The sequence below is a fragment of the Pseudomethylobacillus aquaticus genome (genome assembly GCF_003730115.1).
Lineage (GTDB): Bacteria > Pseudomonadota > Gammaproteobacteria > Burkholderiales > Methylophilaceae > Pseudomethylobacillus > Pseudomethylobacillus aquaticus.
Genome location: NZ_RJVP01000006.1, coordinates 1 through 24,087, shown reverse-complemented (window position 1 = coordinate 24,087; position 24,087 = coordinate 1). Strand labels below are relative to the sequence as shown.

The following is a 24,087-nucleotide window of genomic DNA, read 5'->3' as shown; positions in this document are numbered from 1 at the left end:
ATGCGTTTCATTCGATATCTGATCAGTATCTGCCTGTTGATGCCACTGCTGCTGGCAGGCTGGATGCTGTACTTCACCATGACCCCTCTGCAACTGCCTGCTGCGCAGACCGAGGTCGATCTCAAGGCAGGCAGCAGTCTGCGCGCTGTTTCCCGGCAACTGGTGCAACAAGGTGTGTTGTCCGAACCCTGGAGTTTCATCGCGCTGGTGCGTCTCAGCGGCAAGGCCGGTGACATCAAGGCTGGCAATTATGTGATCGCGGATGGCACCACGCCTTATGCCTTGTTCGAGATGCTCACCAATGGCGATACCACCATGGCCAGCGTCACCTTCATCGAAGGCTGGACGTTCGATCAGATGCGCACCGCGATGACACGCAACGAGGCCATCAAACATGTCAGCATGGGCTATACCGAAGCGCAGATCCTCACCGAGATCGGCGGAACAGGGCAGGAGGCAGAAGGCTTGTTCTTTCCCGATACCTATTATTTCAGCCGGGGCATGACCGATATCGATATCCTCAAGCGTGCTTACCATGCCATGCAGACCCGACTGGCCCAGGCCTGGGAAAAGCGCGCACCCGGTCTTCCTTACGCTACACCTTACGAAGCGCTGATCATGGCGTCCATCGTCGAAAAAGAGACCGGACGCGGTGACGAACGCCCCATGATCGCCGGTGTATTCGTGAACCGCCTGCGCATCGGCATGCGCTTGCAGACCGACCCGACGGTGATCTATGGCATGGGCGAGCGCTTTGACGGCAATCTGCGCCGTCAGGACCTGCTCACCGATACGCCATACAACACCTATACGCGTGCCAATCTGCCGCCCACGCCCATCGCCATGCCAGGCCTGGCATCGATTGAAGCTGCCTTGCATCCGGCACAGACCAAAGCCCTCTATTTCGTCGGCAAGGGGGATGGCAGCCATGCCTTCTCGTCCAGCCTGGCCGAGCATAACCGTGCCGTGGCACGCTATCAGTTGCGGAAGCGTCCCTGATGCGCGGCAGATTCATCACGCTGGAAGGCATGGACGGGGCAGGCAAGAGCACCCACATTCCCGCTATCGAAGCCTGGTTGAAAACACAAGGACACCGCGTGCTGCTGACGCGTGAGCCCGGTGGTACAGCGTTGGGTGAACGTCTGCGCGAACTGCTGTTACACGACAGCATGACCGCCGAGACCGAGGCCTTGCTGATGTTCGCTGCGCGCAGCGAACATCTGGCGCAACGCATCCTGCCGGCCCTGCAAGCCGGTGACTATGTGGTGTCAGACCGCTTCACCGATGCCAGTTTTGCCTATCAGAGTGGCGGGCGCGGTCTGGCCAGCGACAGGCTGCGGCAGCTGGAGCGGTGGGTGCAGGGCGATCTGCAACCTGATCTGACCTTGCTGTTCGATGTGCCGGTCGAGGTCAGTGTGCAGCGCCTGGCCAGTGCGCGCAGCCCGGACAAGTTCGAGCGTGAAAGTGCGGCGTTCTTCAGCCGCATCCGTAACGCTTACCTGCTGCGCGCTGCCGCTTTCCCGCAGCGTTTTAGTGTCATCGATGCCAATCGACCCTTGCCCGAAGTCTGGAATTCAGTCGAGCAGGCCCTGTTGACGCTGGAAGATGCCGCATGAGTGTAGCCAGCCTGTTGCCCTGGCATCACGCACTATGGCAACGCCTGCAATCCGGTCAGGCACGCCAGGCGCATGCCTGGCTGTTGCGTGGCCGCAGTGGCATAGGCAAGGTGGATTTTGCGCTGCACTGGAGCCGCGCCTGGCTATGCGAAACGCCCACAACGGATAGCATGGCATGTGGCCGATGCAGCAGCTGCAACTGGTTCGAACAAGGCAATCATCCGGATTTTCGACTACTCACGCTCACTCAGGAAGACGAGGCTGAAGGCAGCACTACCCGTAAAAAAGCCACGCAGATCAGCATCGCGCAGGTGCGTGCACTGGGCAGTTTTTTCGAGCTTTCCAGCCACCGTGCCCAGCGTAACCGTCTGGTCGTGATCCATCCGGCCGAAGCGCTCAACAACAGTGCGGCCAATGCCTTGCTCAAGATGCTGGAAGAGCCGCCAGCCGACATGCGCTTCATTCTGGTCAGCCACCAGTCGCATCTGTTGCTACCCACCGTGATCAGCCGCTGCCGTATCGTGGACATGCCCATGCCCACGCGCGAGCAAGCCACACACTGGCTGCAGTCGCGCGGTATGCAGGATGCAGAACAGCTGCTGGACCTGGCTGGTGGCGCACCTCTGCAACTGACTGCAGGGCAGATGCCGGAAGCCAAGCAGACGGCGCAGATCACGCAGATGCTGGCGCAGGGCGAGCGCTTGAACCCGTACACACTGGCCACCAGCTGCGTGGCGCTGGGTATGGAAACCGCCATCGACATGCTGCAGAAGTGGGTGCATGACCTGCTTAGCGTCCGGCTGGCCGGAGAAGTGCGCTACTACCGCCATGAACAGCTGGCCGCATTGGCGGCGCGTGCCGATCTGGCCGCCTTGCTGGGCCTGGAACAGCGCCTGCGTCAGGCACGCCGTCTGGCCAGCCATCCCTTGAACGCCACGCTGCAGTTCGAGGCCTTGTTGTTGCACTACATGCAGTTGTTCACACTCAAGACGGCCTGATACCCAGACGGCCGATACTAGGAATGCGCTATGCTGGTTGATTCACATTGCCACCTTGATTTTCCCGAGCTCGCTGCCAAATTGCCGGAGCTGCGGCAAGCCATGCGCGACAATCAGGTCGGGCATGCCTTGTGCATCTCGGTCACGCTGGAGAAATTCCCCAATGTGCTGGCAGTGGCTGCTGCGCATGACAATTTCTTTGCCACCGTGGGTGTGCACCCGGATTACGAGGACGAGCCTGCGTTCGGTGTGGACGACCTGTTGCGCCTTGGCGACCATCCCAAAGTGGTGGGCATAGGCGAGACCGGCCTGGATTATTTCCGGCTGACCGGCGATCTGGAATGGCAACGCGAGCGCTTCCGCACCCATATCCGTGCTGCGGTGGCCTGTGGCAAGCCGCTCATCATCCATACCCGTAACGCGGCTGAGGACACCCTGCGCATCATGCGCGAGGAGGGCGCTGAACGCGTGGGCGGTGTGATGCACTGCTTCACTGAAAGCCTGGAGGTGGCCGAACAGGCCATCGCACTGGGTTTTTATATCTCCTTCTCCGGCATCGTCACCTTCAAGAATGCGCAATCGCTGAAAGAAGTGGCCGCGGCCGTGCCGCTGGAACGTATTCTGGTGGAGACCGATTCGCCTTACCTCGCGCCCATCCCGTTCCGTGGCAAGACCAACCAGCCTGCCTATGTGCGGCACGTGGCCGAAGAAGTGGCGCGTTTGCGCGGAATCCCGTTCGAGACGCTGGCGGCCGCCAGCACGGATAATTTCTTCCGTCTATTCAAGCAGGCGGTACGATGCAACTGACCATGCTGGGGGTAGGTTCCAGTGCCGGAACGCCGGTGGTAGGCTGCGACTGTGCGACCTGCTGTTCCACCGACCCGCGTAATAAGCGCACGCGCAGCTCGGCCTGCATCACGCTGGACAGTGGCCATGTGCTGCTCATCGACACCGGCCCGGACATGCGCCAGCAGGCCCTGCGCGAGCAGTTGCGCCGCGTGGATGCCGTGCTGTACACGCACACGCATGCTGATCATCTGCATGGCATCGACGACCTGCGCGCTTTTTGTCAGCTGCAACGTCAACAGATCCCGCTGTACGGCCGTTATGACGCCATGGAGCATATCGCCAGCCGCTTTGGTTATACGCTACGCGAGCCGCGTGATTTCTGGGATCTGCCCATTCTGAGCATTAACCCGGTCAGCGCGCCATTCAGCCTGTTCGGTTGTGAGGTGACGCCTATCCCGGTCAAGCATGGCTATATCGACATCCATGGCTACCGCATCGGTAATCTGGCTTATCTCACCGATGTGTCGGAGATCCCGGACGAGTCCATGGCCTTGCTGGAAGGTGTGGACGTGTTGCTGCTGGATTGTTTGCGCCACAAACCGCATCCCACCCACATCAACGTGGAACAAAGCCTGGCCTATGCCAGTCTCATCAACGCTCGTGTAACCTATTTGTTTCACATGACGCATGAGCTGGAGTTCGAAGCCTTGAGCGCTATGTTACCGCCGGGAGTGCATGTGGCGTATGACGGTTTACAGCTGCAGTTTGAATGAGCGCGGGTGATGCACGGGTTTATGCAATCACCGGATTAGTGCGATAATCCCCAATTGATCACGCAATCTTTATCAGGAATGTTGTCATGCAAATGAATCATCGTATCCATTTCAGCCTCGCTTTGTTGATGGCTTTTGTATTGAGCGCACCAGTCGCAATGGCAGAAACAGCGGTCAAGGCAGACGTCAAAGCGGCTACCAGCAGCAAAACCAGCGCAGCCGCCAAGGCCAAGACCTATACGGAAGATGAGTTCCTCAATGCCTTCAGCGGCAAGTCCCGCAAGTTCATCACCGACAAGTTGGGGGCACCTGCCAAGAAAGACCTGGCCGTGAAGCCAGCTAATGCCGACCGCATGGTGATGGGCATGGGCAAGACCGATGACAAAACCAAGCGTGTCAACATCGAGATGTGGTACTACAACAATGTGGTTCGCTATGATGCCAAGCGTACCTATAAATTTGCAGAGCTGACTTTTGTGAACGACCGCTGCATGAACATCGGGTTCTTCAACAATAACTGATCGCTGAATATAGTGACTTGAGTACTGTGTGATTTGCTGGTGCTGACTTGGGCCAGCCTATCCTCCCCATAAAAAACGCCGGCATTGCCGGCGTTTTTTATGGGTGCATTTTCTGTGTTCCATTGGTTACATGCAAAAGTGGCTATTCTTCTGCTTCCAGTTCGTGCTGGCCACGACGCACGCGCACTGCTTGTGCCAGCGTTTCCAGCAACACCAGGCTATGCTCCCATCCCAGGCAGGCATCGGTGATGGACAAGCCGTATGCCAGGGCCTGACCGGCCACCTGATCCTGACGCCCGGCATTGAGGTGCGATTCCACCATCACACCGATGATGCGGTCATCACCCGCCACCAGTTGAGCTGCGATGCTTTTGGCGACTTCCAGCTGCATCTCATGCTGACGCGAGCTGTTGGAGTGTGAACAATCGATCATCACCTTGGGGGCCACGCCGGATTGCGCCAGCACATCGCAGGCCTGCTGCACGCTGGCCGCATCGTAGTTGGGCTTTTTGCCGCCACGCAGGATCACATGGCAGTCTTCATTGCCGGTGGTGGAGACGATCGCCGAATGGCCTTCCTTGGTCACCGACAGGAAATGATGCGGGCTGGCCGCGGCCTTTATCGCATCCACGGCGATCTTCACATTACCGTCCGTGCCGTTCTTGAAGCCGACCGGGCAGGACAAGCCGGACGCCAGCTCACGATGCACTTGCGATTCTGTGGTGCGTGCGCCTATGGCACCCCAGCTCACCAGGTCCGCCGTGTATTGCGGCGTGATGGTGTCCAGGAACTCGCCTGCCGCCGGCATGCCGAGCTGGTTCACCTCGCGCAGGAAGCGGCGCGCCAGTTCCAGGCCTTCGTTGATGCGGAAGCTGCCATCCAGATACGGGTCATTGATCAGGCCTTTCCAGCCCACTGTGGTGCGCGGCTTCTCGAAGTAGACGCGCATCACGATCAGCAGCTCCTGGCTGTATTTTTCACGCTGCGCCAGCAGGCGATGTGCATACTCGATGCCGGCGGCATAGTCATGGATGGAGCAGGGGCCGATGATGACCAGCAGGCGGTCGTCCATGCTGTGCAGGATGCGATGGATGGCATGGCGTGTGGCCACGATGTTGTCCGTGGTGGCGCTGTCCACCGGCAACAACTCCAGCAGTTCGCAAGGCGAGCGTAGTTCCTTGATCTGCTTAATGCGGACATCATCGGTGGCGGTTTTGTGTATGGCGTTCATGTGCTTGCGCTTCATGTCCGGCGCGCGTGGCGCACCGAAACTTTGCATAAAACCAACATTATAAAAGCTAAACTGGCATAAAGCCCCTGTGCCGGGCAAAAAAGACCTGTCCCGCCATGTGCTTGTGACCCTTGCTCAAGGCCATGCAGCGTCTGTAGGGCGCTGGAAATGCCGTGTTAAAATCAGCGCCTGCTTATGACCACCACCACCACGCCACGTCAGCTGCTCTCCCAGCTTGAAGCCCAATTGCCGCACTGCATGCTGGCAGACCGCTTTCCTTTGCGCCGCCGTTTGCAGCAGGCGCGTGCCCAGCTGGAGCAGGGCAAACCGCTCGATAAAGTGCTGGCTGACATCGCCAGCAAGGTGCGCGCTTCCAGCACCCGCCTTGCCACGCGCCTGCAACAGCTGCCGGTACCCGACTACCCGCCCGAACTGCCGGTCAGTGCTAAAAAAGACGACATCGCCGCCGCCATCCAGAAACACCAGGTGGTCATCGTGTGTGGCGAGACCGGGTCGGGCAAGACCACGCAGCTGCCCAAGATCTGCCTGGCGCTGGGGCGCGGCGTCAGCGGCCTGATCGGCCATACCCAGCCACGGCGTATCGCCGCACGTTCCGTTGCTGCGCGTATCGCGCAGGAGCTGCGTTCGCCATTGGGTGAAGCGGTGGGCTACAAGGTGCGTTTCAATGACAAGCTGTCGGAATCCAGCTACGTCAAGTTGATGACAGACGGCATCCTGCTCGCCGAAACGCAGGGCGACCGCTTCCTGAATGCCTACGACACCATCATCATCGACGAGGCGCATGAACGCAGCCTCAACATCGATTTTCTGCTCGGTTACCTGAAACAGCTGCTGCCCAGGCGGCCTGACCTGAAAGTCATCGTCACCTCCGCCACCATCGACGCGGACCGCTTCTCGCGGCATTTCGATGGCGCACCTGTGATCGAAGTGTCGGGGCGTACCTACCCGGTGGAGATCCGCTACCGCCCACTCGGCAAACCCGGCTTCATCGCCAAGGAAGTGGAGCCGGACGACAGCGACGAGGATCTGGAATTCCTGGGCCAGGACCTGATGGGTATCAAGCGCAAGCCGCGCATCGAGTCGCGCTGGCTGCAGGAGGACGAGGAAGAAGAGGCCATCGAGGAAGCCATCCTTGATGCCGCCGACGACCTGCTGCGGCTAGGCGATGGCGATATTCTGGTGTTCCTGCCGGGCGAGCGCGAGATCCGCGACACCGCCGATCATCTGCGCAAATACCAGGGCCGCTCCGCCAAGCTGCGCCATATCGAAGTGCTGCCGCTGTTCGCACGCCTGTCCATCGAGGACCAGCAGAAGATCTTCCGGCCTTCCGGCACCACGCGCATCGTGCTGGCCACCAATGTGGCGGAAACCTCGCTCACCGTGCCCGGCATCAAATACGTCATCGATGCCGGTCTGGCGCGCGTCAACCGTTACAGCACGCGTGCCAAGGTGGAGCAGCTGCAGATCGAGAAGATCTCGCAAGCCGCCGCACGCCAGCGTGCTGGCCGTTGTGGCCGTGTTTCCAACGGCATCTGCGTGCGGCTGTATTCCGAGGAGGATTTCAACGCCCGTCCGGCCTTCACCGACCCCGAGATCCTGCGTTCTTCGCTGGCTTCGGTCATCCTGCGCATGGCCGCGCTCAAGCTGGGCGATGTCAGCGAATTCCCGTTCCTGGAAGCGCCCAGTTCGCGCCTGATCAACGCCGGTTACCAGTTGTTGCAGGAGCTGGGCGCCGTTGATGCACAGCGCCAGTTGACCGAGGTGGGCAGCCAGATGGCACGCTTGCCGCTTGATCCGCGCGTGGCGCGCATGATGATGGCCGCCAAAAAAGAGAACTGTCTGCAGGAGATACTCATCATCGCGGCTGCACTGGCGATCCAGGACCCGCGTGAACGCCCCATGGACAAGCGCGAGGCGGCCGATCAGGCGCATGCCAGGTTCGCGCATGAAACGTCGGATTTCATGAGCTTCCTCAAGTTGTGGGCCTTTTATGACGAGGCGCTCAAGACCAAAAAATCCAACAAGGAACTGCTGGGCAAGTGCCATCAGAACTTCCTGTCCTTCCTGCGCATGAAGGAATGGCGCGAACTGTATTTCCAGTTGCTGGAGATCGCTGAGGAGCTGGAGATCAAGCCGAATGCACAGGAGGCTGCGTATGAACAGATCCACCGTGCCTTGCTGTCCGGCCTGTTAGGCAATATCGGTTTCAAGGACGGCGACGCCGATAGCTATCAGGGCGCGCGCGGCATACGCTTCAGCATCGCCCCCGGTTCCGCGCTCAGAAAAGCCAGGCCCAAGTGGGTGATGGCGGCCGAGCTGATGGAAACCAGCAAGCTGTACGCACGCTGCGTGGCCAAGATCGAACCGGACTGGATAGAGCCACTCGCACGTGGTCTCACCGACAGCCATTACAGCGACCCGCGCTGGGAGCGCAAGCCTGCGCAAGTGGTCGCCTGGGAGCGCGTCAGCCTGTACGGCCTGACCATCGTGCCCAAGCGCCGCGTGCATTACGGCAGTATCGATGCGGTGGAATCGCGCGAGATCTTCATCCGCGAAGCGCTGGCCAACCGGGAGTTCGATACGCGTGCCGCCTTCTTTGCTGCCAATCAGCGTTTGATCACCGAGATCGAAGAGCTGGAACACAAGGCGCGGCGTCAGGATGTGCTGGTGGACGAGCATGTGCTGTACTCGTTCTACGACAGCCGCGTGCCTGCCGGCATTGTCAACGGCGCTGGTTTTGAGAAATGGCGTGACGAGGCCGAGAAAGCCAACCCCAGGCTGCTGTATCTGACGCGTGATGACCTGATGCGCCACGGCGCGGCGGGCGTCACCGAAGCGCAATTCCCGGATACCTTCCTGCTGGACGGCGTCAGTGTGCCGCTCAAATACCGTTTCGAGCCCGGCCATGTGCTGGATGGCGTCACCGCCACCATCCCGCTGGCCTTGCTGAACCAGTTGGATGCCACCGCCGCCGAATGGCTGGTGCCCGGCATGCTGCGCGAGAAAGTCACCCACCTCATCAAGGCGCTGCCCAAGACCCTGCGCCGCGTGTGCGTGCCGGTGCCAGAGTTCGTGACCGGTTTTCTGGCGGAAATCGACAAAAATGCTTCTTCGTCATTCCGGCGTAGGCCGGAATCCAGGCCTGTCAGCCAGGAAGAGACTGAACTGGATTCCGGCCTACGCCGGAATGACGGGCAGGACGTCAAGCCCTTATTGCCTGCATTGGCAGCCTACATCCAGCAGCGCACCAGCCTGAAACTGTCGGTGGACGAATGGAAAGACGCCATCCCCGACCATCTGCGCATGAACTTCCGCATCGTCGATGAAAAAGGCCGCGAGCTGGGCATGGGCCGCGACTGGAGCCTGCTCACCCAGCAACTCGGCCAGGCCGCGCAGCTCACCTTCCGCAGTGCGTCACCCGGCATCGAGAAGACCGGCCTCAAACAATGGGATTTCGGTGACCTGCCCAAGACCCTGAGTTTTACGCGCAACGGCCGCCAGCTCACCGGCTACCCTGCCATCGAAGACAACACCGACAGTGTGGCCATCAAGCTGTTCGAGACCGAAGCCGCCGCTACGCAGGCTCACCGCGCCGGCGTGCGCCGCCTGATGCGCTTTGAACTCAAAGAACAGATGAAGCAGCTGGAAAAAGGCCTGCCAGGCTTCAACCAGTATGCCTTGCTGCTGCGCAACCTGCTCAGCCCGGACGCGCTGCGTGACGACATGCTCACCGCCATCGCCGACCGCGCCTTCATCGGTGAGGACGACCTGCCGCGCAGCAACGCTGAATTCATGGCACTGAAGGCCAGAGCCCGCACCCGCCTGCCTGCGGTGGTGGAAGGGGCGGGGCGGCTGGTGATCGCCATCGCAGCGGAATACCAGCCGCTGACACAAAAACTCAATACCCTGCCGCCCGCCATGGCACGCATCAAACGCGAAGCAGACGAACAGTTCCAGCGTCTGCTGCCCAAGACCTTCTTCCGCGACACGCCCTGGGAGCGCCTGCAACACCTGCCGCGTTACCTCAAGGCACTGCGTCTACGGCTGGAGAAATACCCAAGTGCGGTGGAACGCGATACGCGCAGCGGCCAGAGTGTGCAGCTGATCTGGCAGCGCTGGCAGGACAAAGTCAGTGCCTTGCGTAAAGCCGGTTCGGAGGTGAGCGCGGCGCTGGAAGATTACCGCTGGCAGATCGAGGAACTGCGCGTCTCCCTGTTCGCTCAGGAGCTTAAGACCCCGTTCCCGGTTTCCATCAAGCGTTTGGACAAGCTCTGGCAAGACCTGAATTAAGTGATGGCTCCCGCATGCAACCCAAACTAAGTATTAGCGAAGATGAAAGTTACACTGAGTAGCGACTTCTATTGAATGATGCTTGCATCCATGCGCAATCATCGTGAGGCACCGAAAGGAGAGTGCCTGGGAAGTTGTCAGCAAACAAGAAGAAGGGCAATGTCCATGCTTGACCGTTTGCTAGACCATAGAATATGGTGTTTCGGGATTTAGGTCTTAAGCGTAGTAAGCAAATGCACCAAGCGGTACATATCGGTATAGGGTTCGACCTCGTCATGGGCATTGGTCAGACGCGACAGGTGCTCGGCCCGCTGAGAGGCATCAGCCAAGTTTTGGCACGTTTGTGCATAGTGCCCTGCCTGCCCTTTGTCGTAGTTCGTCAGATACTGGCGCAAGCGTTGATACACTTCGGTGCGATGCAATGGGGCTTGCACATCCTCAAAATGGAGCAATAGCCATAGCTCGAAACATGGAACGGATGCGACGGCTTCAAATTTCACTGCCTGCTTCAAATCATTGCGCAACCTACCGTTCAGCGCAGCAGCTTTAGACAAGGCGTTATGGTAGGTCTGATGATCGTCACGGTCGAATACGACATACACTTGCTCAAAGGCGCGGGGCTGGATGTTCTTTTCTTCATCGCCGTTCACAAACAGGTGTTCGGCAAATTCCACGATTCTGATCGGGGAGGTGCCATATTGGCTATGTTGCACCTGCACATTGGCGGTTTGCAGCCGATATTGGGAGCGTATTTCTCCCAGATATAACGGCTCGGTCTTGCTGCCTTCGGTGACAATAAGAATCCGGTCGTAGCTTGCACGTCGACCTGCCTTACGGGCAAGTTGCGCGGCCTGACGAGCTTTGGGCTGGTTATCTTTCCCCATACATCCTGCCCATCAGCCTGCCGCCTGAGTGGGCGGCACGGGTTCATCGAAGAATGGCACAGCGCCGTAACGTCCTATCAAATACCCCTTTTCCCAAGCCTCGGTTTCACGCGGGCTGAAATCAGAGAGCGGAAAGAGGCGCGTGGCTTGATCCCGGTCTTTTTCGGTGAACCAGATTTGGTCGCGCCGGAACAGGGTGCGATCAAGCAACGAGGTGTCATGCGTGCTGAAAAGCAATTGCGCGCCCAGCGGATTAAGTTCTGGCATGTGGAACATGCGCACCAACCGGCGAACCAGCAATGGGTGCAAGCTACGATCCAGTTCATCCACAATCAGTAAACGGCCATTCTTGAGCACATCCAGCACAGGTGCTATCAACGCGTACAAGCGCTGCGTCCCTTCTGACTCTTCGTGCAATTCAAAGGTGGCGGAGCCGTGTTCGGTATGATGGACAAACTGTGGCATGAGAATTTCACGCTCTTCGCGAGAGAAATTTGCCCCATCCGGGCCGAACAAGATTTGCTGCTGGAAGCCAGGTCGTGACACGCTCACTACATCGCTGATGCTGATATCCGCCGATGCGAGAAATTCGCGCACAGCCTTCTTGCCCAGTTCTGTCTGAAGCAACTGGGTGGTTAAATCGGGCAGCGGCGATAAACCGGCGCCGAAATAATCAGGCTGTTCTACCAACCAGCGGAAAATCGGCCCAAGCAGTTCGCTGTTGAGCTGCGCTGCGGTGGAAAGAAACAAGGCATTGGGGCGCGTTGCTTCCTGCCAAAGCTTGCGGGGGCCAGTCAGGTGGGTAATGCTGAATTCATAATCCGAGCTTTGCGTTTCCTCATTAAAGCTGCGCCGAAACCACTGTTGCGGCTTGGGGGCACGGTACACCAGCAGCCATTCATCTACAATCCTTTCAGGTGTGAGAGTAAAACCGTATTGGTGCCTCACCCCGTCCAGCAGGAAAGTAATTTCAAATTCGGATGGTTGCTTGGCGTATTCCATGTCCAGCCGAAACGGTTGAACATTGAACGTTTGCCCAGGCTGCATAATAGTTGCAGATTCAGCCACAACGGCACGCATATAAAACAGCGCCTGAAGCAACGTTGATTTGCCGCTGGCATTGGGGCCATAGACCACGGCACTACGCAATACGTTGGGCAGACTCGATATGCCGGTTGTAGCCAGATGAGTTTCAGCCAGCTTTTTGTCTTTGGAGGCAACGAAGCTAAGGACGACCTCATCCCGAATGGAGCGGTAGTTTCGAACCCTGAATTCGAGCAGCATGATGGCCTCGTGTATTAAAATATACGTTTATTATGATTATTATTTACATAAAGTAAACTTATTTTTATGCATTGATGCAGCATCTAACCTTCAATAGAATGCATCAGTTGACGGATAGCGGAGCCATAGTAGTTGGCTGAATAATGAGGTGGTGGAACTTACCGCGAGGGGCTGCTACGCTAATCGCGCCTTATCTCTATACACAGCGACCCATCACGCTTCGCTTTTATACAAGCAAGCAAACCAATAGGCGGTCCATGCCTTGCGCGGCATCGAATTGGGGTAGCATGCCATTTAGTGGGCCAACGCAAAGAACACGTATGACCATCACCAAGTACACCGCACTCACGATCACGCTATTGCTGTCATTGGGTTTGACAGCACAGCCATCTGCCCAGACACGCCCGGATTACGGTCCGGACATCAACGTCGAACTGGCCAGAAAGATCGCCACGGCTGCTGTGGCTGCCTGCAAGGCCAACAACTGGAAGGTAGCGGTTGCCATCGTCAACACGCACGGGTCGTTGGTGTACTACGAGCGTATGGATAACACGCAATCGGCCAGTGCGCGCGTGGCGGTGGATAAAGCCAGCGCGGCGGCGATGTACTGTCGTAGTACCCGTGAATTCGCCGAGGCGGTGGCCGGTGGCAACCCAGCCATGATGTCCTTGCCCGGTGTGATCGCCTTGCCTGGGGGCTTGCCGGTGTTGAGCGGTGGCAAGATCATCGGTGGCATAGGCGTGAGTGGTGTCACAGCCGATCAGGATGAGCAATGCGCCCGGGCTGGCCTGGCTGCGATGTGAGTTTGCTGCAAGCGGCTTGCCAACACTGATCTGCTTCGAGCTTTGTTATTTGTTATTTTTGCGTGCGCTCCCGTTTTCCTCTCGTTTTCTCTCTCGTTTCTTATTTAGTTTCTTATTGATCTTGAGCCCGGTCTTCCGGGTTTTTTATCGTTTGTAGTCGCGCGATTTACGCTTCCTTTCCTGGTAACAACCTCAGCTTGTCATAAAAAAGTGTTGCGGTATGTTCGATAATGTGCGATTGTGTTCGTAAATCAATCAAACGAACATCGTTGCCCGATGTTGAATCAGGCAAACAGTGCGGCAAAACGCTTCAGAAACGCAGTGCTTGAAAAAAGTACAGCTTCAGAAAGCAGAGTAGAGCGCAGCAGCATAAGGAGAAGGTGATGGCAGACCATTTGGCAGACCACAGGCTGGAACTGATCATGAGCGTGCTGAAAGCACGCGGTGAGTGCAGAACCACGCAGTTGGCCCAGCAGTTCGATCTTTCCGAGATGACCTTGCGGCGTGACCTGCACACGCTGGAAAAACGCGGCCTGCTCAAGCGCGTGCATGGCGGCGCGGTGTTGCTGAACAGTGATGTCAATTACTCCCTGCGCCTGCAGCAGGACCAGATCAAGAAGCAGGCCATCGGCCTCGCGGCCACGCGTTTTCTTAAGAGCGGCCAGACCATCTACATAGACGCGGGCACCACCACGCTGGAACTGGCCCGTGCCATCCGTCAGGGCCTGCCCCAGGTCACCGATCTGCAGATCATCACCCACGGCATCACCATCGCGACCGAACTGGCTGGCCAGACGCCTTACCACCTGCAGCTGATCGGTGGCGATGTCTACCAGAACGCGTTGAGCACAGTGGGCCCGCTGGCACTGGCGCAGATCGCCGAACTGAATATCGATCATTTCTTCATGGCCGCCGTCGGGGTCGATCAGGCCATGGGCTGGAGCAATTCCAACCATGTGGAAGCCGTGATCAAGCGCGCCGTCATCGAGCGCAGTAAATCGTCCTGCGCGCTTGCCGACAGCTCCAAGTGGAATCAACCCTCCTATGCGCCCATCGTGCCGTTCGATGCCATGTCCACCTGGGTGGTCAATCCCGGTTTACCAGACGACGCCCTGGCAGCGGCTCAGGCCGCACAGATCGAACTGGTGATCGCCTGACACAGGGGCGCTGAAACACCTGAACAACACAGCATGAAGCGGGCGCAGACCTGCAGACAACGGTGCTGAAGATGCACCGCAACAGCAAGATGAGGAGAGCATCATGATTCAGTTGGGCAAGCAGAGCATCAAACTGGCAGCCGGCACCGCAGACAAAGCCGCCGCCATCCGCACCGTGGGGCAGTTGCTGGTGGACAACGGCAACATGCAGGCCGCTTATATCGACAGCATGCAGCAGCGCGAACAGGTGGCTAACACCTACCTGGGTAACGGCATCGCCATTCCGCACGGCTTGCCCAAGGACCGCGACTTGATCGCCAGAACCGGTATCGCCGTCGCGCAATTCCCGCAAGGCGTGCAGTGGAACCAGGGCGAGACGGTGTATCTGCTGGTAGGCATCGCCGCCAAATCTGACGAACATATCGAGCTGCTGACCAACCTCACCCATGTGCTGGACGATGCCGCTGCCATTCAGCGGCTGGCGCAAACCCGGGATGCCCAGGACATCATCGACTGCCTGACACGCGGGCGCGACGCGGTGCCTGCGGCGTGTAGCGCGCCACATGAAGATGATTTTGCCTGTTATGAAGAGGTCATCCTGCCCGGCAAGGCTGGCATGCATGCCAGACCGGCGACAGCGTTCGTGGACATCGCCAAACAGTTCCATGCCGAGGTACGCGTGCGCTGCGGCGATAAACTTGCCAATGGCAAGAGCACGCTGGCTTTGCTGAAGCTGGGCGCGACCCACCAGGCCGTGCTGCGCATCATGGCGCAAGGTGACGATGCCGCGCTGGCTGTGAAGAAACTGGCGCAAGCGGTGCGTGATGGTCTGGAACAGGAAGAAGAGCACGAACAAGCGCCCGCGCACTGCCTGCCCAGCCTCCATCTTGCAGGCAACGCCATCGTGGGCATTGCTGGCGCGGCAGGCCTCGCCATCGCGCCTTTGCATCATTTCCGTCATGAAAAGCTGGTGGTCGCCGTGACCGCCAATGATGCTGAACACGAAACCACCAGCCTGCAGCAGGCCATCGCCCACGCCCGCGTGCAACTGCAGCAACTGCATGACGATGTGCTGGCACGCAGCGGTGCCGCGCGGGCGGCGATCTTTCTGGCGCATCAGGAATTCCTGTCCGACCCGGACCTGCTGCAAGGCGCACAGGCCAGCATCAGCGCGGGCCACAGTGCTGGCTGGGCCTGGCGTCACAGTGTGGAGCAGCGTGTGGCGGAGATCGCCAGCCTGGACGATGCACGCCTCAAGGAACGGGCGGCCGACCTGCAGGACGTGGGGAATCGCGTGTTGCGTCTGCTGGCCGGCGTGCTGGAACAGGAGCTGCAACAGCCAGCACATCCCGTGATCTTGGTGGCGGAAGACCTGTCACCTTCGGACACAGCCAAGCTGGACCCGAGCCGGGTGCTGGGCATCTGCACCGCTGCTGGTGGCCCCACCTCACACACTGCCATCATTGCACGTTCGCTGGATATTCCGGCCGTGGTCAGTGTCGGCCCGGCAGTGCTGGGCCTGGCAGAAGGCACCTTGTGCATCCTGGATGGTGATGGTGGCAAACTCTACGTCAACCCGGATGAGGCAGATCTTGCCATGGCCAGACTGGCGCAGCAGGACCACGCCGCACGGCGTTCTGCCGAAGCGCTGGCGTGTTACCAGCCTGCCATCCTGCGTGATGGTCATCGTGTGGAAGTGGTGGCCAATATCGGCAACGCGGTTGAAGCGGCGCAGGCGGTGGACGCTGGTGCCGAAGGCATCGGTCTGCTGCGCACCGAATTCCTGTTCCTGCAGCGCGCCACGCCACCTGACGAAGACGAGCAGTTCGACGCCTATCACACCATGACGCGTGCGCTGAACGGCTTGCCGCTCATCATCCGCACCCTGGATATCGGTGGCGACAAAGAGGTGCCTTATCTGTCGCTGCCTGCGGAGCAGAACCCGTTTCTCGGTATGCGCGGTATCCGCCTCTGTCTGGAACGGCCCGACCTGTTCCGCCCGCAACTGCGTGCCATCTACCGCGCCGCTGCCACCGGCCCGGTGCGCATCATGTTCCCCATGATCGCCACGCTGGATGAGTTGCTGGTGGCCAAGGCCATGGCCGAGGAGGTGCGTCAGGAGCTGAATGCGCCCAAGGTGGAGATCGGCATCATGATCGAAGTGCCCTCGGCGGTGCTGATGGCACCCGAACTGGCGCGGCATGTGGATTTCTTCTCCATCGGCACCAACGACCTCACCCAGTATGTGCTGGCCATGGACCGCCTGCACCCCAGCCTGGCGCGGCAGGCCGACGCGCTACACCCGGCGGTGCTGCGCATGATAGACCTCACCGTGAAGGCCGCCCGTGCCAACGGCATCTGGGTGGGTGTGTGCGGTGGTATTGCGGGTGACCCCAAAGGCGCAGCCATCCTCACCGGTATCGGCGTGGCCGAGCTCAGTGTGAGTATCCCCAGTGTGGCGGCCATCAAGGCCAAGCTGCGTCTGCACACGCTGGCGGAATGCCGGGCACTGGCCGGTGCCGCCCTGCAAGCCGCGACCACGGCTGAAGTGCGTGCGCTGAGCATGCCGGCCTCCCTGGCGGTGGCTAGAACCGGGCCGCGCGTTGATCGCGCTATTTGATCACGGCGCCTGATCACGGCATCACCTTGAACAAGGACCTCACCATGAATACCAGCATTAACCCCAGCATTAACCATAGCAGCCAGATCGTCACCCTGACCCTCAACCCGGCCATCGACCAGAGCCTGATGGTGCCCGGCTTCCGGGTCGGTGAAGTCAACCGCGTGGCACGCGAACAGTCGGACCCGGGCGGCAAAGGCGTCAATGTGTCCTGTTTTCTGGCCGACCTTGGCTACACCAGTGCGGCCAGCGGTTTCATCGGCATAGACAACAGCCAGATCTTCGAGCAGTTGTTCGCAGAAAAAGCCATCGCGGATGATTTTGTGCGCCTGCCCGGCAAGACGCGCGTGAACATCAAGATCATCGACGCCGAGCGTCATCGCATCACCGACGTGAATTTCCCCGGCCCCATCGCCACCTCGCGTGACCTGCAGCTGTTGAACCACAAACTTAAATCGCTGCTGTTCGATCACGACTGGTTCGTGTTGTCCGGCAGCTTGCCCGAGGGCGTGCCCGGTGATTACTACGCCGACCTGATCCAGTGCCTGAAGCAGGCGGGCAAGAAGGTGATGCTGGACACCAGCGGCACGGCGCTGCGTGAAGGCCTGGCTGCCAAACCGGATGTGATCAAACCCAACATCAACGAGCTGGAACAACTGCTGGGCACCACGCTGCAAACGCCAGAGATGGTGCTGGCGGCAGCCCATGCGCTGATCCAGGACGGCATCGAAGAGGTGGTGGTGTCCATGGGCAAGCAGGGCGCCATCTTCGCCAACCGTGATGGCCACGTCTGGGCAGTGCCGCCAGCCGTGGCGGTGAAGAGCACGGTAGGCGCTGGCGATGCCATGGTGGCGGGCTATATCGCAGCGCGTATCCAGCAGCTGGATCTGGAACAGCGTGCCAGGCTGGCCACCGCCACCGCCATGGGCGCGCTCACCGCGCTGGGCCCACGCCTGCCCGCAGCGGATGTCATCCAAACCTACACACAACAAGTCAGCATCAAGACCGTAGATTAAGCGGCAAGCTGAAACGAGGAGAACAACATGGCAACAATCATCGCAGTGACGGCATGCCCCACCGGCGTTGCCCACACTTACATGGCCGCCGAGGCCCTGAAAAAAACCGCTACCATGCTGGGGCATAGCATCAGTATTGAAACGCAGGGTGCTATTGGAGCTGCTGGCGGCGGCGCTCACCCGGCGCTGACTGCGGACAGCATCGCCGCAGCTCAGCTCATCATCGTGGCATCCGACATCCATCTGGACATGAGCCGCTTCGCAGGCAAGATGATCTATGCCACCAGCACCAGCGAGGCCATCCGTCACCCTGCGCAGGTCATCGAAGCAGCGCTGGCCTTGATCGGCATCACCTCGTCCCCAGGCAGCAGCGCAGCAGCTCCGGCAACTGCGCAAGCAGCGGTTACTGCCAAGCCACAACGCCAGCGCATCGTGGCCATCACCGCTTGCCCCACCGGCATCGCACATACCTTCATGGCTGCCGAGGCCTTGAAGAAGTGGGCCGCGGCGCATGACTGTGACATTCGCGTGGAAACGCAAGGCTCGGTAGGCGCCAAGCACCTGCTCACCGAGGCTGAGATCGCTGCCGCCGATGTGGTGGTGATCGGGGCCGATACCCATGTGGATACGAGCCGATTTGCCGGCAAGCGTGTCTACAAGACCTCGGTAGGGCGTGCCCTCAAAGAGACGGACCAGGTCATGCAAGCGGCATTCGCCCTGCCTGTCGCCAGTGCCCAGCCCGACCTGACCAATGCTGCCATGCAGAAGACACCCAATCAGAAAAGCACGGCGGGGGGCGCCTATCAACACCTGCTGACCGGTGTGTCCTACATGTTGCCGCTGGTGGTGGCAGGTGGCCTGATCATTGCACTGTCCTTTGTGTTCGGTATCGAAGCGTTCAAGCAACCCGACACATTGGCCGCGGCCTTGATGAGCATAGGCGGTGGTGCCGCTTTCGCCTTGATGATTCCGGTACTGGCAGGCTTTATCGCCTTCTCCATCGCAGATCGGCCTGGTCTGGCACCCGGCCTCATCGGCGGCATGCTGGCCAGTCAGCTGCAGGCCGGTTTTCTGGGTGGCCTCATCGCAGGTTTTCTGGCCGGTTATGTGGCGCTGGGCTTGCGTCAGTATGTGCGGCTACCAGCCAATTTCGAAGGCCTGAAACCCGTGCTGGTGATCCCGCTGCTGGCGACACTGATCGTAGGTTTGATCATGGTGTATGTGGTCGGCACGCCGGCCAAGGCCATCATGGATGCGCTGACGCAGTTCCTGCAAAGCATGGGTAGCACCAATGCGCTGCTGTTGGGCCTGTTGCTGGGCGGCATGATGGCCATCGACATGGGCGGCCCCATCAACAAAGCGGCCTACACCTTTGGCGTTGGGCTGCTGGCCAGCCACGCCTACCTGCCCATGGCAGCGGTGATGGCCGCCGGCATGATCCCGCCGCTAGGTCTGGGAGTGGCCACCATGATCAGCAAACGCCGTTTCACAGCGGATGAACGGGTGGCTGGCAAGGCCGCCGCCGTGCTGGGACTGTGTTTCATCACCGAAGGCGCGATCCCGTTCGCAGCCAAAGACCCATTACGGGTGATCCCGCCCTGCGTGGCCGGTGCCGCTGTGACCGGAGCCTTGTCCATGTACTTCGGCTGCGAGTTGCGAGCGCCGCACGGGGGCCTGTTCGTGCTGGCTATCCCCAATGCGGTCAACTTCTTGCTGCCCTACCTGGGGGCGATCGTCGCTGGCACTGTGGTCACCACCAGCCTGTTGATGTTCACCAAACAACCGCTGCATAGCGCCTAGCCGAGGTCATCATGAAACATATTGTTCAGTGGCTGCTGGCAGCCACGCTGGGAGCGGCTTGCCAAAATCTGGCCGCAGTGGAGCTGTACGGTTATATCCGCGCACTGGGTGGTACGACGGATTCCCGCTCGGCAGCCTGCTATAAACTGGCGGGTGCGGCCACCAAATACCGCATGGGTAACGAGTGTGAGGTCTATGGTGAATTTCGTGTCGGCCAGCAGCTCAACGCGTTCGACGACGGTTCGGAGCTGAAGGCCTATGTCATGGTGAGCAACTTCAAGCCCATGACCGACGATGCTTTGCTGCAGGATGGACGCAGTGATTCGCGCTTTGCGCAGGCTTACGTCACCTGGGACAAGCTGCCCGCACTGAACGGTGGCAGTCTGTGGGCCGGTCGCCGCTATTACAAACGTGAAGATATCCATGTCACCGACTTTTTTTACTGGAACCCGCAAGGCCTGGGCGCTGGCGTGGAAGATGTGGTGATCGACGGGCCGGGAGGTGCGCCTCTCAAGTTCAGCTACGCGCTGTTCCGTGACGACAACAAGAATCAGGACGACAAGGCCACCCGGCACGATATCCAGTTACGCGGCTTCAAGGTCAACCCGAACGGCCAGCTGGAACTGGGCTTGAGCCTGATCCCGTCCAACCACAATCCGGCAGGTGGCGACTCCGGCTGGGGCGTGACGGTGCAACACAGACAACAGAACATCGCCGGTGATGGCTGGAACAAACTGGCTGTGCAATATGGCGTGGGGCCGGGCATAGGCCTGGGGAATACCGGCCCGCTGGAGAGCGGCACCGATGTGCAGCGTTTGCGCATCGTGGAAGGTATCTATGCGCAAATGACCCCCCGGCTGGGTGGTATGCTGACCGCAGTGTATCAGCGTGACACGGCCGATGCTGGCGACCAGACCTGGACTTCGCTGGGTGGTCGCGTCACTTACGGCATCACGCGCCAGTTCAAATTGCAGGCCGAACTGGGGCAGGACTGGGTCAACCCGTCCACGGGCGAGACGCGCAGCCTGACCAAGCTGACCGTGGCGCCCACCTGGGCCATGGCCAGCAATTTCTGGGCACGTCCGGAGCTGCGCTTCTTTTGTACCTATGCCAAATGGAACCAGGCGGCCGCCGATGCGGCAGTGGGTTCTGGCGATGCAGCTGTGGCATCGCTGGCCAGCAACGGGGTGTTTGGTAACGACAAGCATGGCGTGACCATAGGCTTGCAATTCGAGGGCTGGTGGTGAACACCGGCACACACCCATATCACCAGGCGGCAACTGTCATTCCGGGAAAGGGCAACACCATGAACAAGACCACACTCGCTGAATTTCTCACCCATGCTGAGCTGGCCGAACCAGCACTGCGCGGCATGATCACCGACATCGCGCAGGCTTGCAAAGCCATCGCCGTACAGGTCAACAAGGGGTCCTTGCTGGGCACCATGGGCAGTCTGGAGGCGCAGAATGTACAAGGCGAAACACAAAAGCAGCTGGATGTGATCAGCAACGACCTGTTCCTGCAGATGAACCAGCAGGGCGGCCACTATGCCGGCATGGCCTCGGAAGAGATGGATGAGCCGTATCTGATCCCTGAGCGTTACCGTCAGCATGGACGTTACCTGCTGCTGTTCGACCCGCTGGATGGTTCCTCCAACGTCAACCTCAACCTGTCGGTGGGCACCATCTTTTCCATCTTGCGTTGCCCGCATGGCATCAGCGAGCCGCTGGTGATGGATTTTCTGCAGCCGGGCAGTGCCCAGGTGTGCGCGGGGTATGCCTTGTATGGCAGCTCCACCATGCTGGTGCTGACCATTGGGCAGGGCGTGCACGGCTTTACGCTGGATCAGGACAGCGGTGATTTCGTGCTTACGCATGCCACTATGCAGATCGCTGCCAGCAGTAATGAATTCGCCATCAACATGGCCCGCCAGCGCTGGTGGGATGCCCCGGTGCAGCGCTACATCGCAGACTGCCAGGCTGGCAGCGAAGGCCCGCTAGGCAAGGATTACAACATGCGCTGGGTGGCCTCCATGGTGGCCGAGGTGCATCGTATCCTGATCCGTGGCGGGGTGTTCATGTACCCGGTGGATGCAAGGACGCGCGAGGCAGGTGGGCGTTTGCGGCTGATGTATGAAGCCAACCCCATGGCCTGGCTGGTAGAGCAGGCGGGTGGCCTGGCGAGCGATGGCCAGCAGCGCATCCTCGATATCACCCCGCAGGGTTTGCATCAGCGTGTTGCGGTCTACCTGGGCTCGCGTGAGGAAATACAGCGCATGGCGACCTATTTCAAGGCCTGAGACGGGTGTTGAGGAGGCCTGCAACTGAACCTGGTTCTGGCTGTAGCACTCGACTTGCAGCGGCCCGCCATGCAAATGCTGCATGCCTTGCATAGCCGGTACGCAAAGCATAATCGGCAAAAAAGCATAGCCGACCCGCAAAATAAAACCGGGGCCTGTACAGGCCCCGGTATTTATCTACAGCTACCCGAAGTCAACCGGGCTTGCTTGCTAATTACTGAGCAGCGGCAGGAGCGTCAGGAACATAGCGCTCTTCTGGGGTTGGCTCATAACCACCAGGGCCAGCAGGTGCTGCTTCTGGCGCTGGTGCTGGTTCAGCGGCTGGTGCTTCAGCCGGTGCTTCCGCAGCCGGTGCTTCCTCAGCAGCTGGCGCAGCTTCTTCGGTTTTGGAGCAAGCTACCAGGGCTGCCAGAGCAGCAATGGCTAACAAGGTCTTGATAGAAGAATTCATAAGTTATGTCCTGTTTGAGTTAAGAGATTAGGTTGCGTGCGAAGCAACCATAACATCCGATTATAAGCATGTATGTGACAATTTTCAAAAAATCCCACACAAACACAGGAATATTTCATATTTGCATCAATTGTTTGCGTATCAATGCTTCGTCAAGACCCCTGCCGATCAGCACGATGCGCGTCATCGGCTCGACTTCGCTCCAACCCTCCAGCAGGGTGGGCTGATACAACGTGGCATGCACCGCATGCACGGCGAGCGGCGCAGAGGCATCTTCCACATGCAATATCCCTTTCAGGCGCAGCAACTGCTCGCCGAACTGATCACACAAGCGTTGCAGCACGGGCTGCAATGTTTCCCAGCGCAGGTGGGTAGGCAGTGTCACGGTAAAGCTGCGGATATCGTCGTCATGCAAGGCGGTTGGCAGCATGCCGCGTGGCTTGGCTGGCGCACGTAACCAGCGTTGCGGCTTGGCCTGCCGTGTCTCCGGGTCGAACAAGCCTACGTTGATCAGCGCTTGCGGGTCGATGTGCCCATGCGTGATGCGGTGTTGTGTGGCGCCCGGGTTGAGTGCGGTGAGGGCCTCGCTGAGCGCCAGCAGCTGTTGCGGCGTGGCCAGATCCACCTTGCTGATCAACAGCACATCCGCCACTGCTGCCTGCTTGCGTGCTTCGGCATGCTGTTCCAGATGCTGCAAGCCATACACACTGTCCACCGTGACCACCACCGCATCCAGCCGGTAAGTGTTGCCAATGACGGGCTCGTTGAGCAGGTTGGCCATGATGGGGCCGGGGTCAGCCAGGCCGGTGGTCTCGATCACCAGACGCTGAAACTGCGGAATGGCCTGCAAAGCGCGCTTGAAGAACAGGTCGCGCAGCGTATCCGCCATCTCGTTGCTCAGCGTGCAGCACAAACAGCCGGATTCCAGTAGCACCATGTTGTCGGCGATATGCTGGTTTTCCACCGTGCGCGCAAGGATGTGGTCCAGGCCTGCTTCGCCCAGTTCGTTGATCACCACCGCGGTGTCATGCATGTCCGGATGCTGTAGCAATTTGTTGAGCAGCGTGGTTTTTCCACTGCCAAGAAAGCCGGTGAGCAGCGTGACGGGAATACGTTTATCCATAAGCAATATCAATCAGTATGAGTTTTTAAGTTTAATCGACTTGATTCTTTTGAATTCGATTTGCTTCCGTAATTTCAACTTTGAGCACCATTCTATTTGACCTTATCACCCACAATAATCCAGATGTATTCATCAAGTAACACGTTTGTACTACTAAACTGGTCTTCAAATATCACGATCTCTTAAGTTATATACGCCGTTGGCTGCAGTAAAACTAGACGAACGCCATGGCACTGAGCGGATGTGAAGGAGTGGTTATGGTAGCGATCGTCACGGGGAGTGGTTTGGGGTTGGCGGGGAGTTCAGCGAATGTGCTGGGCAGTGGCGGCCAGTTAGGTCTTCCGGTGGTGACGGCGCATGGGGATGCGGCGTATGTGAATGCGCAGACTGGCAATCTTGTTGTGCAGCGTC

General features: G+C 59.2%; 19 protein-coding genes. 15 read left to right on the top strand and 4 right to left on the bottom strand.

The features are described from left to right. From mltG to ED236_RS10410, 6 genes are all read left to right on the top strand, one after another. Entirely contained in the window at positions 1–999 is a 999-nt protein-coding gene (mltG, locus tag ED236_RS10435) for an endolytic transglycosylase MltG (RefSeq protein WP_123237925.1), read from the top strand. Further along, positions 999–1,616, top strand: a complete 618-nt coding sequence (gene tmk, locus ED236_RS10430; protein WP_123237924.1) for a dTMP kinase — start codon at positions 999–1,001, stop codon at positions 1,614–1,616. Before mltG ends, tmk begins: the two co-directional genes overlap by 1 nt. After that, positions 1,613–2,614 carry a DNA polymerase III subunit delta' gene (holB, locus tag ED236_RS10425; RefSeq protein ID WP_123237923.1) on the top strand — a complete coding sequence of 334 codons (1,002 nt, stop codon included), beginning with the start codon at positions 1,613–1,615 and terminating at the stop codon, positions 2,612–2,614. The genes tmk and holB overlap by 4 nt, the downstream gene beginning before the upstream one ends. Before the next feature lie 30 nt (positions 2,615–2,644). Beyond that, positions 2,645–3,421, top strand: coding sequence for a TatD family hydrolase (locus ED236_RS10420; RefSeq protein ID WP_123237922.1), 777 nt, complete (start codon positions 2,645–2,647; stop codon positions 3,419–3,421). Continuing rightward, on the top strand, positions 3,412–4,176 hold the full coding sequence (locus ED236_RS10415) for an MBL fold metallo-hydrolase (protein WP_123237921.1): 765 nt from the start codon (positions 3,412–3,414) through the stop codon (positions 4,174–4,176). The genes ED236_RS10420 and ED236_RS10415 overlap by 10 nt, the downstream gene beginning before the upstream one ends. 86 nt (positions 4,177–4,262) lie before the next feature. Then, complete coding sequence (locus ED236_RS10410) at positions 4,263–4,697, top strand: hypothetical protein (protein WP_338053171.1); 435 nt, start codon at positions 4,263–4,265, stop codon at positions 4,695–4,697. A gap of 142 nt (positions 4,698–4,839) precedes the next feature. Here the strand turns inward: ED236_RS10410 and ED236_RS10405 are convergent, their stop codons facing one another. After that, entirely contained in the window at positions 4,840–5,928 is a 1,089-nt protein-coding gene (locus tag ED236_RS10405) for a 3-deoxy-7-phosphoheptulonate synthase (RefSeq protein ID WP_123238023.1), read from the bottom strand. A 258-nt stretch (positions 5,929–6,186) separates the two neighbouring features. On the opposite strand from ED236_RS10405, the gene hrpA reads away from it, so the two are divergent. Continuing rightward, positions 6,187–10,239, top strand: coding sequence for an ATP-dependent RNA helicase HrpA (gene hrpA, locus ED236_RS10400; protein WP_123238022.1), 4,053 nt, complete (start codon positions 6,187–6,189; stop codon positions 10,237–10,239). A 209-nt stretch (positions 10,240–10,448) separates the two neighbouring features. Here hrpA and ED236_RS10395 read toward each other — a convergent pair whose 3' ends face one another. Together ED236_RS10395 and ED236_RS10390 are read right to left on the bottom strand one after the other, a co-directional pair. Beyond that, positions 10,449–11,123, bottom strand: a complete 675-nt coding sequence (locus tag ED236_RS10395) for an RloB family protein (RefSeq protein WP_123237920.1) — start codon at positions 11,121–11,123, stop codon at positions 10,449–10,451. Positions 11,124–11,135: 12 nt separating this feature from the next. Continuing rightward, on the bottom strand, positions 11,136–12,407 hold the full coding sequence (locus tag ED236_RS10390) for an AAA family ATPase (protein ID WP_123237919.1): 1,272 nt from the start codon (positions 12,405–12,407) through the stop codon (positions 11,136–11,138). Between the two features lie 320 nt (positions 12,408–12,727). Here ED236_RS10390 and ED236_RS10385 point away from each other — a divergent pair, with 320 nt between their 5' ends. From ED236_RS10385 to ED236_RS12515, 8 genes are all read left to right on the top strand, one after another. After that, complete coding sequence (locus ED236_RS10385; RefSeq protein WP_162299612.1) at positions 12,728–13,210, top strand: GlcG/HbpS family heme-binding protein; 483 nt, start codon at positions 12,728–12,730, stop codon at positions 13,208–13,210. Positions 13,211–13,593: 383 nt separating this feature from the next. Further along, positions 13,594–14,367, top strand: a complete 774-nt coding sequence (locus ED236_RS10380) for a DeoR/GlpR family DNA-binding transcription regulator (RefSeq protein WP_123237917.1) — start codon at positions 13,594–13,596, stop codon at positions 14,365–14,367. A gap of 103 nt (positions 14,368–14,470) precedes the next feature. Beyond that, positions 14,471–16,987: a phosphoenolpyruvate--protein phosphotransferase gene (ptsP, locus tag ED236_RS10375; protein WP_123237916.1), complete on the top strand. Its 2,517-nt coding sequence runs from the start codon at positions 14,471–14,473 to the stop codon at positions 16,985–16,987. A 44-nt stretch (positions 16,988–17,031) separates the two neighbouring features. Then, complete coding sequence (gene pfkB / locus ED236_RS10370) at positions 17,032–18,003, top strand: 1-phosphofructokinase (protein WP_123238021.1); 972 nt, start codon at positions 17,032–17,034, stop codon at positions 18,001–18,003. A gap of 27 nt (positions 18,004–18,030) precedes the next feature. Then, complete coding sequence (locus ED236_RS10365) at positions 18,031–19,803, top strand: PTS fructose-like transporter subunit IIB (protein WP_123237915.1); 1,773 nt, start codon at positions 18,031–18,033, stop codon at positions 19,801–19,803. 11 nt (positions 19,804–19,814) lie between these two features. Then, a complete protein-coding gene (locus tag ED236_RS10360) occupies positions 19,815–21,050 on the top strand; it encodes a maltoporin (RefSeq protein WP_123237914.1) in 1,236 nt (411 codons plus the stop codon). 59 nt (positions 21,051–21,109) lie between these two features. Beyond that, on the top strand, positions 21,110–22,102 hold the full coding sequence (locus ED236_RS10355) for a class 1 fructose-bisphosphatase (protein ID WP_123237913.1): 993 nt from the start codon (positions 21,110–21,112) through the stop codon (positions 22,100–22,102). A gap of 69 nt (positions 22,103–22,171) precedes the next feature. Continuing rightward, positions 22,172–22,540 (top strand): hypothetical protein, encoded by a 369-nt coding sequence (locus tag ED236_RS12515; RefSeq protein ID WP_162299611.1) that lies wholly within the window; start codon positions 22,172–22,174, stop codon positions 22,538–22,540. 128 nt (positions 22,541–22,668) lie between these two features. Here ED236_RS12515 and ED236_RS10345 read toward each other — a convergent pair whose 3' ends face one another. Then, positions 22,669–23,676 (bottom strand): CobW family GTP-binding protein, encoded by a 1,008-nt coding sequence (locus ED236_RS10345; RefSeq protein ID WP_123237911.1) that lies wholly within the window; start codon positions 23,674–23,676, stop codon positions 22,669–22,671. Positions 23,677–24,087 lie beyond the last annotated feature (411 nt).

Bases quoted from the DNA above. Each gene is read 5' to 3' on its own strand.
- mltG (WP_123237925.1), top strand. From the start codon at position 1: ATGCGTTTCATTCGATATCTGATCAGTATCTGCCTGTTGATGCCACTG.
- tmk (WP_123237924.1), top strand. From the start codon at position 999: ATGCGCGGCAGATTCATCACGCTGGAAGGCATGGACGGGGCAGGCAAG.
- holB (WP_123237923.1), top strand. From the start codon at position 1,613: ATGAGTGTAGCCAGCCTGTTGCCCTGGCATCACGCACTATGGCAACGC.
- ED236_RS10420 (WP_123237922.1), top strand. From the start codon at position 2,645: ATGCTGGTTGATTCACATTGCCACCTTGATTTTCCCGAGCTCGCTGCC.
- ED236_RS10415 (WP_123237921.1), top strand. From the start codon at position 3,412: ATGCAACTGACCATGCTGGGGGTAGGTTCCAGTGCCGGAACGCCGGTG.
- ED236_RS10410 (WP_338053171.1), top strand. From the start codon at position 4,263: ATGCAAATGAATCATCGTATCCATTTCAGCCTCGCTTTGTTGATGGCT.
- ED236_RS10405 (WP_123238023.1), bottom strand. From the start codon at position 5,928: ATGAACGCCATACACAAAACCGCCACCGATGATGTCCGCATTAAGCAG.
- hrpA (WP_123238022.1), top strand. From the start codon at position 6,187: ATGCTGGCAGACCGCTTTCCTTTGCGCCGCCGTTTGCAGCAGGCGCGT.
- ED236_RS10395 (WP_123237920.1), bottom strand. From the start codon at position 11,123: ATGGGGAAAGATAACCAGCCCAAAGCTCGTCAGGCCGCGCAACTTGCC.
- ED236_RS10390 (WP_123237919.1), bottom strand. From the start codon at position 12,407: ATGCTGCTCGAATTCAGGGTTCGAAACTACCGCTCCATTCGGGATGAG.
- ED236_RS10385 (WP_162299612.1), top strand. From the start codon at position 12,728: ATGACCATCACCAAGTACACCGCACTCACGATCACGCTATTGCTGTCA.
- ED236_RS10380 (WP_123237917.1), top strand. From the start codon at position 13,594: ATGGCAGACCATTTGGCAGACCACAGGCTGGAACTGATCATGAGCGTG.
- ptsP (WP_123237916.1), top strand. From the start codon at position 14,471: ATGATTCAGTTGGGCAAGCAGAGCATCAAACTGGCAGCCGGCACCGCA.
- pfkB (WP_123238021.1), top strand. From the start codon at position 17,032: ATGAATACCAGCATTAACCCCAGCATTAACCATAGCAGCCAGATCGTC.
- ED236_RS10365 (WP_123237915.1), top strand. From the start codon at position 18,031: ATGGCAACAATCATCGCAGTGACGGCATGCCCCACCGGCGTTGCCCAC.
- ED236_RS10360 (WP_123237914.1), top strand. From the start codon at position 19,815: ATGAAACATATTGTTCAGTGGCTGCTGGCAGCCACGCTGGGAGCGGCT.
- ED236_RS10355 (WP_123237913.1), top strand. From the start codon at position 21,110: ATGAACAAGACCACACTCGCTGAATTTCTCACCCATGCTGAGCTGGCC.
- ED236_RS12515 (WP_162299611.1), top strand. From the start codon at position 22,172: ATGCAAATGCTGCATGCCTTGCATAGCCGGTACGCAAAGCATAATCGG.
- ED236_RS10345 (WP_123237911.1), bottom strand. From the start codon at position 23,676: ATGGATAAACGTATTCCCGTCACGCTGCTCACCGGCTTTCTTGGCAGT.